The organism is Mongoliitalea lutea, assembly GCF_014652135.1.
GTDB lineage: Bacteria > Bacteroidota > Bacteroidia > Cytophagales > Cyclobacteriaceae > Mongoliitalea > Mongoliitalea lutea.
In genome coordinates this window covers 72,818-88,264 of sequence record NZ_BMYF01000018.1, presented here as the reverse complement: position 1 = coordinate 88,264, position 15,447 = coordinate 72,818, and the positions used below count along the sequence as shown (strand labels likewise).

Genomic DNA, 15,447 nt, shown 5'->3' with positions numbered 1-15,447 from the left:
AAAATCATTCATTTTTATGCATTTGGATGAATTTTCCACCCTAGAAACCAAACTATCTTTGGTTTATTCGATGGATTTAACCAAAAGCCCAAAAATTTCGAGTACCTTTGCACAAAAAACTATAGTCATGACCGAACTTACACACCGAGCTGGATTTGTAAACATCGTGGGTAAACCCAACGTTGGCAAATCTACGCTTATGAATGTGCTGGTAGGTGAAAGACTTTCGATCATCTCCTCCAAAGCCCAGACAACCCGTCACAGGATTATGGGTATCATGAATGATGACAATTATCAAATCGTATTTTCCGATACTCCGGGCATGCTCAAACCAAAATATGAGCTGCACAAAAATATGATGAGCTTTGTCAATATGTCCTTGGAGGATGCAGATGTGATTCTTTTCGTAACCGATCTATTCGAAACAGACGAAGAAATAGAAGACGTAATTGAAAAGATCAACCATTCAGGTGTTCCTGTACTTCTTGTAATCAACAAAATTGATTTGTCTAAAGAAAATCAACTGGAGGAGGTAACCGCCTATTGGACGCAAAGAATCAAGGCAGAAACAGTAATTCCGATTTCTGCTACCGAAAGTTTCAATACCGAACGCATCCTTCAAGAGATTTTGGACAGAATCCCTGTCCATCCACCATTTTATGATAAAGATGAACTGACAGACAAACCTGAGCGCTTCTTCGCCTCAGAAATTGTCCGCGAAAAAATCTTCCTCAACTACAAAAAGGAAATTCCCTATTCTACAGAAGTAGCTATCGAGGATTTCTATGAAGAAGACAGCATCATCCGCGTCAGAGCTGTTATCTACATCGAGCGTAATAGCCAAAAAGGCATTATCATCGGTGAAGGTGGCAAAGCCCTCAAAAAAGTCGGAACACAAGCACGAGAAGACATGGAAAAATTCTTCGGAAAGAAAATTTTTCTGGAAACATTCGTTAAAGTGGCCGAAAACTGGAGAAAAGACAAAAATAAATTAAGAAGATTTGGTTACGACCAATAAAAATACAGCATCGTATGGCTAATATAGTAGCAATCGTCGGTAGACCCAATGTAGGAAAGTCTACCTTTTTCAATAGATTAGTAGAAGAACGAAAAGCAATCGAGGACAACGTCAGCGGGGTAACCCGTGATAGGCATTACGGACATGCCCAATGGGGTGGAAAATTCTTCTCCGTCATCGATACAGGAGGGTACGTTACAGGTTCAGAAGACGTGTTCGAGGCAGAAATACGTAAACAAGTAAAATTAGCCTTAGAGGAGGCAAATGTGATCCTATTCGTGGTGGACTGTCATGACGGATTGACTGACCTAGACAAAGAATTTGCCAATGTACTGCGAACAAGTAACAAGCCTATTTACATTGTCGCCAATAAAGCTGACTCTGCTGAAAAAGCACTGATGGCAGCGGAATTTTATTCCTTAGGACTGACGGATCACGAAATTTTCCCGATTGCGGCGGTCAGCGGTAGCGGTACAGGAGATTTATTGGATGAGGTAATTACACACTTCCCTGACCAAGGCGATGAAAACCCGGATGAGGGTATCCCAAAAATCGCTATTCTTGGAAGACCTAACGTAGGAAAGTCCTCTTTCTTGAATGCCTTACTAGGAAAAGAACGCTCCATAGTAACAGATGAGGCCGGAACTACCCGTGATGCCATCCACACCCGATATAAATTATTTGGCAAGGATTTCATCATCACCGATACAGCTGGTATCCGTAAGAAAGCCAAAGTAAAAGAGGATATCGAGTTCTATTCGGTCATGCGTTCCTTGCGTACTTTAGAAGACTCTGATGTTATCATTGTGATGGTAGATGCTACCCGCGGATTAGAATCTCAGGACATAAACTTGATCAGCTTAGGCATCAAGAACAATAAGGGAGTGATGATCATGGTCAATAAATGGGATTTGATCGAAAAAGATCACAAAACCATGGAAAAGATTAAAAAGGAAATGATGGAAAAACTCGGTGAAAACCGTTGGATCCCAATCATCTTCACTTCTGTGGAAGAAAAGCAGCGGATTTTCCAAGCAATCGAATTGGCAGTTAAAGTCTACGATAACAAAACACGAAGAATTTCCACTTCCAAGCTCAATGATTTGTTACTTCCGGAAATCGAAAAATATCCTCCACCAGCATTGAAAGGAAAATATATTAAAATAAAATACATCACCCAACTCCCAACCAAAAACCCTGTTTTTGCGTTCTTTTGCAACCTTCCACAGTACATTAAAGACCCATATACACGGTTTTTGGAAAACAGACTTCGTGAAAACTTTGATTTTGAAGGAGTTCCAATTAAAATAACTTATAAGAAAAAATAAAAAATATTAAGCTTGCTATTGACTTTTACATGAATGGTCGTACATTTGCAAGCTCAAAATAGAAACAAACCAAACATCATGAAAAAGGTATTTGCAATGTTCGCTGTAGCTGGAATGTTATTCACTGCTGCTTGCGGAAACAAAACTGAAGAAGCTACTGAAGAAATCGAAGTAATCATCGAGGAGACTGAAGAAGTTATCGAAGAGGCTACTGAAGAAATCGAAGAAGCTATGGAAGAAGTAACTGAAGAAGTTGAAGGTTAATTCTTACTAAACTTCAAATGAAAGTCCGGCAATTATTGTCGGACTTTTTTTATTTTTGTTCTGTGAGTACAGACGATAAATTCCGAAACGCCTTTCAAAAATACCTCCCCGAAAAAGCAGTTGACCATTGCTTTCATTTGTGGAAAGAAAAACCCTTCACGTTTAAGATTACCAAGGAGAGGACGACCAAGCTTGGGGATTTTCGGTATCAAAGGAATCGAAGCATACAAACGATTACTATTAACCATAATCTGAATCCCTATCAATTTTTAATCACCTTTCTTCATGAGGTTGCCCATCTTCACACCTATGAGACTTATGGTACAGCTGTAAAACCACATGGGAATGAATGGAAAACGAAATTTCGGGATCTAATGTATCCTGTATTCACTACCGAAGTATTTCCTTTAGACATACTCCTACCCTTGGGGAAATACATGCGAAACCCAAAAGCCAGTACAGGATCAGACCATCAATTAATCAAGGCTATCAGGGCTTTTGACAGCAATCGGGATGAGTCTTTAATTTTTTTGATGGATTTGAAGGTAGGAGAACAATTTATCCTTCAGCAACGAACATTTGTAAAAAAAGAAAGCCGGAGAACACGAGTTCTCTGCGAAGAAGTCCCAAGCGGATCTAGGTATTTAATTTCAGGGAGAGCTGAGGTATTACCTATCGAATAGAATTTGGTTACTTACTCTTTTTGGGCTCCAATCTGATTTTCCTCCTCTGAAAAATCCTTAGGCTGTGGAAGGTCTTGAATCGAATTGATCCCAAAGTACTCCTTGAATTTGTCACTCGTACCATACAATAGCGGCTTACCAATACTATCAGCTTTCCCTTTAATGGCAATCAATTCTTTCTCCAGGAGTTTTTGAATAGAGTAATCACAATTTACTCCCCTTATCTGCTCTACCTCTGTTTTAGTCACTGGCTGTTTGTAAGCAATAATTGATAAGGTCTCTAACTGTGCGGTAGACAATCTTTTTTGTGATTGCTGCTTGAGCAAGATACCGATACTTGTCTGATAAGCAGGCTTGGTCAAAAACTGAAATCCCCCAGCAATATTTTCAAGAGCAAACGAAAAGTCATCTGATAGATACTTTTCTAATAGCTGATCGATAGCTTCGGTGATATGCGCTAGAGGCACTTCAGACTCAAACATCTCCGTTAGGCAACGTTGGATTTCCTCCTTGCCTAACGGAGACGGTGAGCAAAAAATCAATGCTTCAATATGTTTGTGTAGAAAGTCCAATTACTTTTTTGCTAATTTGGCTTCAATGGAATGCATGGTATGAGGAACTGCCTTCAAGCGCTCTTTGGCAATGAGTTTACCGGTATCGATGCACACTCCGTAAGTACCATTCTTAATTCGAATGAGTGCATTCTCCAAGTTTATAATAAATTTTTGCTGTCTAGCAGCAAGTTGGTTGAGACTTTCCCGCTCCAAGGTATCAGCGCCATCTTCTAGCAGCTTTGATGTAGAAGCTGTAAAATCTGTACCACTATCATTTTTCTTACTTAATGTTTCCTTCAAGTTCGTCAGCTCACCTTTGGCGATCGAAAGTTTATTTAAAATGATCTCCTCAAATTCTTTCAACTCTTCTGGAGAATACGCTGTTTTTTCTTCGTGACTCATACGCTTGTTAATTTTAAAGTGGTTGATTTTATTACCCTCTACGGAAAATTCCCCTAAAATAAGGGGAGCTATTGAATTAAAAAATAAAAAACCGCTTCACGCGGCTTTTTTTAATTTAACGAAAGATTATTTAATCTTTTCTCAAGTAACTTTTCATCTACATACATCCTATATTTTATTCGCAAATACCGATGAATAATAGTTAAATTTTTTCCTTTGTCAATAAAGTACTTTTTAAGAACCTGGCTGATGAGATCTTTTTTCATGGTTATTAGGTTTTGGGTGAGACACTTTCTTAAATGTACGAAAAAAATTAAATTAAGATACACAAATTCAAAATCTTGTACCAACGGCGACTGTTTTTTTTACCTGTTTTAGGTTCCCCTGCAAATCAAACATTTCCACAAATACAATGTAATACCCAGGCCTGACTTTTCTGCCAGCATCATCTACTCCTTCCCACACATAGAATCCCTGATATCCCCAGATCGCATTTTGACATATCTCTTTCACCCTACGACCATCCGTACCATAGATGTGAATACTCCCCACCATACCTGACTGCTCCAATTGATAACTGATAGAACAAAAGCCTTGTTCTCCTGGTGCCTCGGGAACAAAAATCTCTGGATAAATACGAATATTCATCTCCGCATTTCCAAAAGAAAAGCTTTGGGAATTCTTAAACCCTGGACTTGCAAAACCCATAGAACTGGAGGCCGAAGTCCAGTTAGCCGGATCTTGACTAGACACCTGAGCACTCAATCGCTCTAATGACACACCTCTTGAATCCCTCAGTAGACGATGATGCATACGATCATGATAGGTAAACAATTCGATAATTGTCTCATCTGCATTCAAAAGCACAACTGTTCCTCCAGCAATCGGATAACTGGGCAGTGAAGACAGTTCTATAAATCGAGTTTCCCTTCCTTTGGGGTATTCTTGCTTTAATTGGGTAGCATCAGTGGTAAACACAAGATATTCATGCGGCTCTAATACGAATGGCTCTGAAAACAAAATCCTTCGATTAGCTATCTCTCCTGCCGTGTTCACATTGGCCAACTTCCAATCTTGAAGATTTAGGTATTTATTGGAGGCATTATAGATCTCTACAAATCGTGGAGTTCCTGTTCGTGGGTTGGCAAGTAATTCATTGATCACAATCTCATTTTCTATTGCATCAAATGGCCAGATGACAGCTACCTTATTTTTTGCTTCCTCTAGTGACCTCCCCGTACAATCCCATAAATTTTCCACCTGAACATGATACAGCTTACCTTGTTCCAAAGGACTATCCAAACGGACTTCCAAAATCGTTCTACTACTACCAAAATTGATCTGACCAATTGAAAGTGAGGGTGAAAATTGAAGCCTCATGCTAGCAATGTCTCCTAAGATTTTCGAAAAAGTCAATGACACCCGCTGACTATCCAAAACTGTAGCCCGCTCCAACACAAATAAGGTTCGATCTGGATTTGAATCAAAAATTGAGTTGGTTTTCCCAGGAGTACCACGTTTTGGTGAAGTTGAAGACCGCAGGTTAGTAGGCAAGTCACATAAAATGTCAGGATTAGCAATTTCCAAACTATATCCTCCCGAAGCAAAGGCACTTCCTCCAAAATTGGCTGTAGTATAAGAAAGACTATCCAACACCACCCCCTTGGAATCCAATAACCGTACTTGGTCAGCCGAATTAAGTAAAGTAGGCCAATTAGTCAAACCCAGTACAGGTCCAAATGTAGCAAATTGATGGACTTGATTTCTCGGCGTAAGCAGCACATAGGATTTAGGCGGCATGACAAATGCGGGAATCTGGGTCACCCTCCTGGAATTAGCCCATTGCAAGCCCTCTAATGCCAATAGCTCATCGGTTCTATTATAAAGTTCCACATATTCCACATTTGGCAATGCATTACCCGAACGCGGTGCAGGCATCAGCTCGTTGATAATAATATCTTTAAATCCTAATGATGCTGGAACCCGGAATACAAAATCAAATCGCCCCTCTTTCTGCACATTTCCAAACATATCTACAATCCCTTTGTACAGAATTACATACTCCGAATCAACCTGAAATGCGTTTGAGAACTCCAAAATCAACTCACTTTCATTCCCTGTGAATTCAATCCTTGATGGAAAGTGGTTTTCAATCTGGAATTGCTCAGGTTTGACAGCAAAGGCCCGATCTATTGGCTCCGAAAAGACTAACAATAAACGGGTATCCGAAAGCGCAAGTACAGAGGTAACCTCAGGGGCTGTACGATCATAAATAACATCTAATGAGAAACCCGGAATAACAACAGCTTCTTTGGTAAATGCCAAAGGGATCTGAAGTTCATACACCAAAAACTCCTCCATTGGAGCATCCAAATTTACCAGAACTGTTTTGCCATCGGAAGAAATGATATGAGAGACTCCTATCGATTGTTCACGAATAGAAAAATCCCCTAAGAAACTCTCCAAAGCCTCAGATGAGACTAACTCAATCGTCTTATCGTCAATTACCAAAACATCTGAAATTGTCGGTTGATAGAGCACGGAAAGCTGCGAAGTTGCAGTAGCTTCTCCTTGAGCACTTCTAAATGGACCTACCCTAACAACTAACTCCTGACCTACCACGAGCTCCTGATTGAGTGTCAGGTCCACCTCAAAGCCACTTTCTAATAAGTCCACTGCTACCGGCTGCTGACCGCCAACTGAAAATAACCCACTTTGTACAATTGACGATGGGTCCAATTCCTGTGAAAAAAGCAATCGAAGCTTAGTAGGAGAAAATATCCAAACATTTCCCAACACAGCTAAACTATTATCCACAGCAACGCTTATCAGGCTTGTAACTAACCCATCCGAATCTTCCAAATCCACTAATTCCAAAGAATAGCGATCTAAGTGAAGGCCTTGACCGATTTCAAGCAGGAGAAACTTATCTCGCTGCTGCAGCATTTGCAAAATATTCCAACCTTGTGGACGTACTTGCGTTTTTTCCGGAAATCTAAATGGGCGATCAAATTCCAATAGTAACTGATAGGGACTTTGAAGCCGTGCATTAGTCACCTGTAATGGATTAACTTCATCTTCAAGTTCAAATACCCCAAAGTCATCCATAAAAAAACGTGCAGCAGAGCCCGTCCCTTGGGCAAAGTTCACCTCCATTCTGATCAATACATCCGACTGCGAAAGATACTTTTCCTGAACAATCACCTCATAAAGCCTGTAAGAGGTATTAGCATTAGGGAAAGTAGTGGATGAACCAATTTGAACACGGTCCTCAAAGATATCCCCACCATCCAAAGAAAAGGATACAAATACCTCCAATGCCCGATTTCCAGTTCCATTGACACCTGTTCGCGCAAAAAAAGCAAGTTTAGGTTGTTCTACGTTAGAAAAATCCACACGAATAAAGATTTGTCCATTAAAACTAGCAATCGGTTGTACAGCTAAAGCTCTAGAACCATTCCTTCCTTGTCCATTCGCCTGAAAAACTCGTGCAGCAGTTCCACGCACCTCATTGGCAGACCAGTTTGGAAGAAACTCTTCTGGAGCTGATACAATCCGGAAGGCTGACTCAAAATCCTGTAATTGTTGAGCAGCACAATAGTTGGAGGCAAAAACTATTTGCCAACCTACCACCAAAAAAGCTATGCATAAAGTCCTAAGCATAGCAAAAGTTAAAAAATGAAATTCCTACAAACGGTTAGTAAACGTTTAATCACTTAAAATTAAAAAAAACACAAAAATCATCGGGTGTTTTTTTCGTTTATGTAATTTAAAGCCATGTCTATATTTTTTTTGGGAATTCTTCCCGTACCTTTGCGGTTCATTTAAAAAAATCAGTTTAAATCATGAAACTAGCCGTTGTAGGAGCTACCGGATTGGTAGGCTCAGAAATCCTCGAAGTGCTGGATGAGCACAATTTCCCTTTTGACGAATTACTCTTAGTGGCCTCTGAGCGATCAGCAGGTAAACAGATGACCTACAAGGGTAAGGAATACACCATCATGGGGCTCAAACAGGCTGTTTCTGAGAAGCCTGATATTGCTATTTTCTCCGCAGGTGGTTCCACCTCTTTAGAATGGGCTCCACAATTTGCAGCTGTTGGGACGATTGTCATCGATAATTCCTCGGCATGGAGAATGGATCCTAGCAAAAAATTGGTTGTCCCTGAGATCAATGCAAAAGATTTAAGAATTGACGACCGAATCATAGCCAATCCTAACTGCTCTACTATACAAATGGTGGTTGCCTTGAATCTTTTGAAAGAACGCTATGGTATCAAAAGAATTGTCGTGTCAACCTATCAGTCCGTAACAGGAACTGGCAAAGCTGCCGTGGACCAAATGATGGCAGAGCGTGCCGGAGAACCGGCCGAAATGGTGTATCCACACAAAATCGACTTAAATGTATTGCCCCATATTGATGTCTTCCAACCAAATGGATATACCAAAGAGGAAATGAAGATGATCAACGAGACCAAAAAAATCTTTGGGGATGATACCATACAGGTAACCTCTACAACAGTCCGTGTCCCTACTATGGGAGGACACTCAGAGTCGGTGAACGTGGAGTTTCATCAGGACTTTGACTTAGAAGAAGTAAAAGAAATCCTTAGAAAAACCCCTGGAGTAATCTTACAAGATGACCCTGCAAATAATATCTACCCAATGCCCTTGACGGCGCACAAAAAAGATGAAGTGTTTGTGGGTCGATTAAGAAGAGATGAATCGCAACCAAATACACTCAATATGTGGATTGTAGCGGATAACTTGAGAAAAGGTGCTGCTACAAACGCCGTTCAGATTGCAAAATACTTGGTAGATCATAGCATGGCCTAATTGGATTTCAGCCAAGAACATATTGACAAGATACAAGCTTTTGTGCAGGACCACCTGATGGAGGATCCTGCACATTTGCTTTTGAGCTATTCAGGAAAGGTAGACTTTGACCTGAAGTTTGCAGTGCAACAAATTCAAGCCCGACAAAAAGCCAAAACAAAAATACCTTCATGGTATGCAAATGAGTCCCTACTATTCCCTGTAAGCCTTTCCATGGAGCAAGCCTCCTCAGAAGAAACCGCGCTTTACAAAGCTTCTTTGCTTAGTGGAGAAACTTTTGTAGACCTAACGGGAGGTTTGGGGATAGACAGTTATTTTATTGGCAAACATTTCAAAAAAGCTACCTATTGTGAGCGAAATGAGGAGCTATTTAAAATTTCCCAACACAACCTTGAAAAATTATCGCCTACTCACTTTGAATGTATCAATGGTGATAGCATAAATTGGTTAAAGTCAAGACAAGATTCATTTGATTGGATTTTTATTGACCCTGCCAGAAGAGGGGATTCCAATCAAAAATTATACAAGCTATCCGACTGTGAACCAAATGTTGTGGATTATGCCGAACTCCTATTTGAAAAAGGGAAAAAAGTCATGGTCAAGGCTTCCCCTATGTTGGATATCAAACAAGCTTTAAAGGAACTCCCTTACATACAGCAGGTAATTGTTTTGGATGTAAGAAACGAAGTAAAGGAGATTTTATTGATCGGAGGAAAAAGCTCACAACAGCAAGCAGTTTCTATATCCTGTGTAAGCCTACATCCCTTATTTGAGAAGGGCGCAAGACAATTTGACTTTACTTTTGAAGAAGAGCAAGAATCATTTGCACCCATAGGGCCAGTTGAAAAATTCCTTATTGAACCCCAAAGCTCTATTCTCAAAGCAGGTGGCTTTCAGTTGTTTGCGCTTCGCTATAATTTTAAAAAACTAGGATCTAATACCCATCTTTACACAGGAACTAGCATTTCTAATCAAATCCCGGGAAGAGTTTTTGAAATTCTTTACGAGATACACCATCCTAAAAAGGAATTAAAGGCTTTGGTGCCAGATGGAAAAATCAACGTCCTCACCCGCAACTACAGTATGGGAGCTGAGGAGCTGAAAAAAAAGTTTAGGCTAAAAGATGGTGGTAATCAGTTTTTAATCGGTGCCAAAGAAGGTGCGAATTTCAAACTTTGGATTGGAAAATTAGTCTAATAACGACTGATCGCAGAATAATAAAAAATGACTGCTCTACCTGCTAATATGCTAAAGATATTAGAGGTGAGCAGCCACTTTCACCATTCACTAAACAAAAAAACCTAATCAAACTTTCTTAAAAACCTAAACCTACGGCCATTCCTGTTACTGCTGAACTTAGTTGTCTTACCAGGGTAGCTTGTCCGGTAGAAAGATTTATAGAATAAAGACCAGTCGTAGTTCCAACTGTAAAAATACCATATGCATTATCTGTAAATCCGCCTATATCAAACCCATTAGAATCACCGATCATAATCCCAAGCGGACCTCTTGCTACCAAAACACCATCATTTGGTGGATCTTGTACCATCAGCATGTTACTTTCAGAATCCACCACATACAACAAAGTACTTGTGGTTCCGTCGAAATTATTTGTATAAGCTGCACCTGTGACATTCGGATCATTAGGGTTTAACATTCCATCCGTAGCAACTACTGTCCCTAAATCCGGATGCAAACGTAAATTTTGACCTGTATTCGTTACTAATCGGATACGGTCAACCAATGGATTAAAGTCAAATCCAACAGCGGCACCATCAATCATAGGTGATAGAGCAGAACCTACTTGAGCGACCTGTCCATTTGCAGTATTGATGGTAATTAATCGATTCTGATTGGTTACACCATACAAGGCACCATTTCTTGGTCTAAAATCAATACCTGTCACGGTTTCTCCCGTGTTCAAATTCCCAATTGCAACGGTTGACATGGCTCCAGTAGAAGGATTGATTCTGGCTAAGGAATTATCTGTAAGAGTTGCAAATACCACAGGGTCAGTTTTAAATGATAGACCAATTATCGGAAGGTTAAATGTCCCCACCCATGTTGCGTTACCATTCTCAAGATTGATCGTATACAACTTAGACTCATTGTCTACGAATGTCACTGCTAAGGAAAATTCATTGGAAGGACTGATATCAAAATTCCCTACACCCTGAAAATCGATACCCAAAGGTCCAATATCTCTTAAACCACCATCGTTAGGCGGATCTTGTACAAAAAGTCTGTCATTTTGAAAGTCAATATCAAAGAGCAGCGTGGATGTAGCTCCAGCCACTGAATTCGTATACCCAATAGCTCCAATTCTTGGATTATTACCTCCGGAAATCTGCCCATCCGTTGCTACTACCGTCCCTAATTCCGGATGTAGACGTAAGTTTTGCCCAGATTCGGTCACTAATCGGATTCTATCTACAGTCGGATTAAAGTCAATAGATGCATTTGCCCCATTCAAGCGAGGTTCAAATGGGCCACTGCCTAATGCCGTAGCTCTTCCATTCAACTCATTAATATGGTAAAGTCTACTGCTTGAACCCAATGCATACAATTGTCCAGTAGCTGGTCTAAAATCTATACTTATGATCTGCTCTCCGTCCGGAAGATTACTAATCATCCTAACATCCATGGGATTATTAAGAGATCTTGCATTGAACGTAGCAATCCTGTTGTCATTGGTTAATCCAACAAATGATACATCAGGAGCTTGACCCATTTCGGGCATGTCTAAAACTGGAGATTCTGACTGATCATCATTACAGCTCGAAAAGATGAGTAAGCCAACAAGTACTAACCATGCCTTGTTGACTAAGATGTTGATATGCTTCATGTGATTTAGTTTTTTATCACATACGAAGCAAGAGACTCAACTGGATTGAGCCACTTTAAAAAAAACTTATTTGAGAAAGTGATTGACTTTGGAGCTCGCAATTGACCAGATGAAAAAAGAACAAAAAGACTTAGTCTTTTACTTCTTCATAATCTATATAATCTCCACCTTTTAAATCACGATTTCTCTTTTCCTGATACGATGGTGGAATATGGTCAACCTTCACTCCTTGCTGTTCCGGTCTCCTTCTGCGCTCTTCTTCCCGTCTCAACTCATCTGCATGTGCAGCAAATTGACGGATTTTAGTACGCACAAAGAATTTCAATAGCTTGGAAAATATCCAAGATACAGCAATAGCAATCAGTATAAATTTTAAAAGAAAACCCATGGGGAGACAATTAGAATTTAGAAGCGAGAGAAAAGACTCTGTAAATTAAGTCTTGTCTCTCACTCAATATATTAATCAGTAGTAATGAGTACTTTTAGATTAACGGCTAAGATATAAATTTCGTTCAGCGTAGATTTTGAGGAAGTAGTCGTCCATCAAATCTTCAATGAAGTAGATAGCTTCTCCTGTAGACTTCATTTCAGGTCCTAATTCCTTGTTGACGTTCGGGAATTTGTGGAAGGAGAATACCGGTTCTTTGATAGCATAACCTTTTTTCACAGGGTTAAATTCAAAGTCTGTGACCTTTTTCTCTCCCAGCATCACCTTCGTAGCATAATTTACATAAGGCTCCTGATACGCTTTACAGATAAATGGAACGGTTCTAGACGCTCTTGGGTTGGCTTCAATTACATAAACCTTGTCATTTTTGATGGCAAACTGAATATTGATCAAACCAACAGTCCTGAGTGCTAAAGCGATTTTTTTGGTGTAGGTCTCAATCTGACGCATCACATAATCGCCCAAATTATATGGCGGCAATACTGCATAAGAATCTCCTGAGTGAATACCAGCAGGCTCTATATGCTGCATGATACCAATAATGTGAACATTTTCACCATCACAGATGGCATCCGCCTCAGCTTCAATGGCACCTTCTAAGAAATGGTCTAAGAGAATCTCATTGTTTGGAATATCACGCAATACATTCACTACGTGCTCTTCCAATTCTTTCTCATTGATTACAATCTTCATACCTTGACCTCCCAATACATAAGAAGGTCTTACCAATAGTGGAAATCCGATGGTCTTGCAAAGTTCAAGCGCTTCGTCTGTATTGTGTATCGTACCAAACTCAGGGTAAGGCACTTCATTTTCTTTCAATAAGGTAGAAAATCTTCCACGGTCTTCTGCCAAATCAAGGGCTTCATAGCTCGTACCGATGATCTTGATACCGTACTTATCCAGCTTTTCGGCCAACTTCAAAGCTGTTTGTCCACCCAACTGTACAATGACCCCTTCTGGCTTTTCTTGAAGAATGATCTCGTAAATATGTTCCCAGAAAACTGGTTCAAAATATAATTTATCAGAAATATCAGGATCTGTAGAAACCGTCTCAGGGTTACAGTTGATCATGATGGTTTCATAGCCACATTCTTTAGCTGCTAAAACGCCGTGCACACAAGAATAGTCAAACTCAATTCCTTGCCCTACCCGGTTTGGTCCTGAACCCAAGACCACCACTTTTTTCTTTTTGGAGGTGGTAGATTCATTTTCTTCTCCAAAAGTGGAGTAGTAATAGGGTGTCTGTGCCTCAAACTCAGCAGCACAGGTATCTACCAATTTATAGACACGCTTGATACCCATTTCGTGATAGCGCTTGTTGAAAACTTCAGATTCCAAACAATTTAACAAATGCGCTATCTGACGATCAGCATAGCCTCTTTTCTTGGCTTTGTCCATCAATTCAGCAGGAATGGTATCGATTTTGTACTTCTCGATCTCATTTTCTATTTGAATCAACTCCTCAATTTGCTTCAAAAACCACTTATCGATTTTTGTTATATCCTGAATGGTACGGAAAGAAATTCCAAGTTTAAATGCATCATACACATGGAACAATCTATTCCAGCTTGGATTTGCTAAGCTGTAGAGTAACTCCTCTTGATTTCTTAACTCTTTCCCATCTGCTCCTAAGCCATTACGCTTGATTTCCAGAGATTGACAAGCTTTTTGTAAGGCCTCTTGAAAGTTACGGCCAATACCCATCACTTCACCTACCGCCTTCATGGAAAGTCCCAATCGACGATCAGAGCCTTTGAATTTATCAAAATTCCAACGAGGAATCTTTACAATCACATAATCAATCGCCGGTTCAAAAAATGCAGAAGTAGTCCCTGTAATCGAATTGGTCAATTCATCCAAATTGTAACCAATTGCCAATTTGGCAGCAACTTTAGCTATGGGATAGCCTGTAGCCTTGGATGCCAAAGCCGAAGAACGGGAAACACGTGGATTGATCTCAATACCGATAATTTCCGAATTATCAGGACTTACGGCAAACTGCACATTACAACCTCCAGCAAAATTTCCAATACTATTCATCATGGTAATCGCATAATTTCGCATGCGCTGATAGACTGTATCAGGAAGTGTCATTGCAGGGGCCACGGTAATGGAGTCTCCTGTATGTACACCCATAGGGTCAAAATTCTCAATAGAACAGATCACAATCATGTTCCCGATATTATCCCGCATCACCTCCAACTCGTATTCTTTCCAGCCCAGGATGCTTTGCTCAATCAATACTTCGTGAACAGGCGAAGCTTGCAAACCCGCTGATAGTAATTTTTCAAAATCTTCTGCCTTTTCCACAAAAGCTCCACCCGCACCGCCCAGGGTATAGGATGCTCTAATGATCAGCGGAAAGCCGATTTCCTGTGCAATTTCTTTTCCTTGCAAAAAGGAAGTAGCCGTATCACCTTTACACACCCCAACACCGATCTTCTCCATCAAGGCTTTGAATTTCTCACGGTTTTCAGCAGTATCAATAGCGTCAATATCTACACCGATCATGCGAACACCAAATTTTTTCCAAACGCCACCTTTTTCGCAGTCAATAGCAAGATTAAGAGCCGTCTGACCGCCCATAGTAGGCAGTACAGCATCAATGTCTGGGTGCTCTTGAAGGATTTTTACGATGGATTTCTTTTCTAAGGGAAGCAAATACACGTTATCCGCAGTCACCGGATCCGTCATAATAGTCGCTGGATTCGAGTTGATCAAGGTAACTTTAATCCCTTCTTCTCTCAAAGACCTAGAGGCCTGAGAGCCAGAGTAATCAAATTCGCATGCTTGACCAATAACGATGGGACCTGAACCGATAAGTAAGACGTGTTTAATGCTGGAGTCTTTAGGCATTACAAGGAGGTTTAAGTAAGGTTAAATACTGATGGCTAAATTGGCGTAAAATTAGGCAAATAATTTAAAGTAGCCCGATGGAAAAGAAAAAAATGCAATAAACTGGTAAAATGGCAAGAATTTAAGCCAAATCTGTTTAAAAAACATGGAGTAGACCTAATCATGATTATGTGTAACATCATTGGGTTGTTAACTATTGCAGCGAGAACAT

General features: G+C 40.2%; 12 protein-coding genes. 6 read left to right on the top strand and 6 right to left on the bottom strand.

The annotated features are described in order from the left end of the window. Nucleotides 1-127: 127 nt before the first annotated feature. The 4 genes from era to IE080_RS14270 all read left to right on the top strand — a co-directional run bounded on the left by era (nucleotide 128) and on the right by IE080_RS14270 (nucleotide 3,293). Nucleotides 128-1,018, top strand: coding sequence for a GTPase Era (era, locus tag IE080_RS14285; RefSeq protein ID WP_189584025.1), 891 nt, complete (start codon nucleotides 128-130; stop codon nucleotides 1,016-1,018). A gap of 14 nt (nucleotides 1,019-1,032) precedes the next feature. Continuing rightward, a complete protein-coding gene (gene der, locus IE080_RS14280) occupies nucleotides 1,033-2,346 on the top strand; it encodes a ribosome biogenesis GTPase Der (RefSeq protein ID WP_189583944.1) in 1,314 nt (437 codons plus the stop codon). A 78-nt stretch (nucleotides 2,347-2,424) separates the two neighbouring features. Next, nucleotides 2,425-2,610, top strand: a complete 186-nt coding sequence (locus tag IE080_RS14275; RefSeq protein WP_189583941.1) for a hypothetical protein — start codon at nucleotides 2,425-2,427, stop codon at nucleotides 2,608-2,610. 17 nt (nucleotides 2,611-2,627) lie between these two features. Next, nucleotides 2,628-3,293 (top strand): SprT-like domain-containing protein, encoded by a 666-nt coding sequence (locus IE080_RS14270; RefSeq protein WP_189583937.1) that lies wholly within the window; start codon nucleotides 2,628-2,630, stop codon nucleotides 3,291-3,293. Between the two features lie 11 nt (nucleotides 3,294-3,304). Here IE080_RS14270 and scpB read toward each other — a convergent pair whose 3' ends face one another. From scpB to IE080_RS14255, 3 genes are all read right to left on the bottom strand, one after another. Then, the gene (gene scpB / locus IE080_RS14265) at nucleotides 3,305-3,865 is read right to left on the bottom strand and encodes an SMC-Scp complex subunit ScpB (RefSeq protein ID WP_189583933.1); all 561 of its coding nucleotides are present in this window, start codon (nucleotides 3,863-3,865) and stop codon (nucleotides 3,305-3,307) included. Continuing rightward, nucleotides 3,866-4,249 (bottom strand): TraR/DksA family transcriptional regulator, encoded by a 384-nt coding sequence (locus IE080_RS14260; protein ID WP_189583930.1) that lies wholly within the window; start codon nucleotides 4,247-4,249, stop codon nucleotides 3,866-3,868. 333 nt (nucleotides 4,250-4,582) lie between these two features. Further along, on the bottom strand, nucleotides 4,583-7,912 hold the full coding sequence (locus IE080_RS14255) for a lamin tail domain-containing protein (RefSeq protein ID WP_189583927.1): 3,330 nt from the start codon (nucleotides 7,910-7,912) through the stop codon (nucleotides 4,583-4,585). 182 nt (nucleotides 7,913-8,094) lie between these two features. Here IE080_RS14255 and IE080_RS14250 point away from each other — a divergent pair, with 182 nt between their 5' ends. Together IE080_RS14250 and IE080_RS14245 are read left to right on the top strand one after the other, a co-directional pair. Continuing rightward, complete coding sequence (locus IE080_RS14250) at nucleotides 8,095-9,084, top strand: aspartate-semialdehyde dehydrogenase (RefSeq protein ID WP_189583924.1); 990 nt, start codon at nucleotides 8,095-8,097, stop codon at nucleotides 9,082-9,084. After that, nucleotides 9,085-10,281 carry a THUMP-like domain-containing protein gene (locus tag IE080_RS14245; RefSeq protein WP_229800650.1) on the top strand — a complete coding sequence of 399 codons (1,197 nt, stop codon included), beginning with the start codon at nucleotides 9,085-9,087 and terminating at the stop codon, nucleotides 10,279-10,281. A gap of 118 nt (nucleotides 10,282-10,399) precedes the next feature. On the opposite strand, the gene IE080_RS14240 is transcribed toward IE080_RS14245, so the two are convergent. From IE080_RS14240 to carB, 3 genes are all read right to left on the bottom strand, one after another. After that, complete coding sequence (locus IE080_RS14240) at nucleotides 10,400-11,929, bottom strand: DUF4394 domain-containing protein (protein WP_189583922.1); 1,530 nt, start codon at nucleotides 11,927-11,929, stop codon at nucleotides 10,400-10,402. Between the two features lie 130 nt (nucleotides 11,930-12,059). Beyond that, nucleotides 12,060-12,317: a DUF4834 domain-containing protein gene (locus IE080_RS14235; RefSeq protein WP_189583921.1), complete on the bottom strand. Its 258-nt coding sequence runs from the start codon at nucleotides 12,315-12,317 to the stop codon at nucleotides 12,060-12,062. Between the two features lie 99 nt (nucleotides 12,318-12,416). Beyond that, complete coding sequence (gene carB / locus IE080_RS14230) at nucleotides 12,417-15,236, bottom strand: carbamoyl-phosphate synthase large subunit (protein WP_189583920.1); 2,820 nt, start codon at nucleotides 15,234-15,236, stop codon at nucleotides 12,417-12,419. Nucleotides 15,237-15,447 lie beyond the last annotated feature (211 nt).

Bases quoted from the DNA above. Each gene is read 5' to 3' on its own strand.
- era (WP_189584025.1), top strand. From the start codon at position 128: ATGACCGAACTTACACACCGAGCTGGATTTGTAAACATCGTGGGTAAA.
- der (WP_189583944.1), top strand. From the start codon at position 1,033: ATGGCTAATATAGTAGCAATCGTCGGTAGACCCAATGTAGGAAAGTCT.
- IE080_RS14275 (WP_189583941.1), top strand. From the start codon at position 2,425: ATGAAAAAGGTATTTGCAATGTTCGCTGTAGCTGGAATGTTATTCACT.
- IE080_RS14270 (WP_189583937.1), top strand. From the start codon at position 2,628: ATGAAAGTCCGGCAATTATTGTCGGACTTTTTTTATTTTTGTTCTGTG.
- IE080_RS14260 (WP_189583930.1), bottom strand. From the start codon at position 4,249: ATGAGTCACGAAGAAAAAACAGCGTATTCTCCAGAAGAGTTGAAAGAA.
- IE080_RS14255 (WP_189583927.1), bottom strand. From the start codon at position 7,912: ATGCTTAGGACTTTATGCATAGCTTTTTTGGTGGTAGGTTGGCAAATA.
- IE080_RS14250 (WP_189583924.1), top strand. From the start codon at position 8,095: ATGAAACTAGCCGTTGTAGGAGCTACCGGATTGGTAGGCTCAGAAATC.
- IE080_RS14240 (WP_189583922.1), bottom strand. From the start codon at position 11,929: ATGAAGCATATCAACATCTTAGTCAACAAGGCATGGTTAGTACTTGTT.
- IE080_RS14235 (WP_189583921.1), bottom strand. From the start codon at position 12,317: ATGGGTTTTCTTTTAAAATTTATACTGATTGCTATTGCTGTATCTTGG.
- carB (WP_189583920.1), bottom strand. From the start codon at position 15,236: ATGCCTAAAGACTCCAGCATTAAACACGTCTTACTTATCGGTTCAGGT.